This is a genomic window from Bradyrhizobium sp. CCBAU 11361 (genome assembly GCF_028128935.1).
Taxonomy (GTDB): Bacteria; Pseudomonadota; Alphaproteobacteria; order Rhizobiales; family Xanthobacteraceae; genus Bradyrhizobium; species Bradyrhizobium niftali.
Window position 1 is genome coordinate 1 of the sequence record NZ_LBJZ01000049.1, and the last position, 414, is coordinate 414.

General features: G+C 56.3%; 1 protein-coding gene. It reads right to left on the reverse strand.

Features of this window, described 5'->3' with window-relative positions; genetic code table 11:
• The coding region (locus XI08_RS09770) for an AMP-binding protein (RefSeq protein WP_271574258.1) at positions 1-414 on the reverse strand (414 nt) is incomplete at both ends.

Consider the following 414-nt stretch of genomic DNA (forward strand, 5'->3'; position numbering starts at 1 on the left):
CCATGATCATCCAGCAGATACACACGCGTGTTCGCAATCGGGCGGCCAATCGGGACAATGGCCCCATCAAACCCATCGGGGCAACTCCAGGTCGCCGCACAAACTGTTGCTTCGGTAGGTCCATAAGCATTGATAATGGATGCTGGAGCCAGACTCCGGATGAGTTCTGCCTTCGGCAGCTCTCCAGCAAGAATGAGAACTTGCGATTCCAAGCCTTCCAGCTTCTGGCTTCCCTGAAGCAAGGCTGGAGGCAGCGTCGCGTGCGTGATGGCTTCGCTTCGCAGATAATCCGATAGCTTGTTACTCGCTTGACGGAGCTCATCCGCAGGCAAATGCAATGCGGCTCCCGAACCAAACGCCATAACAAGCTCCGAGGCGCTTGCATCAAAACCGAAGGAGGCGAACTGCACCACG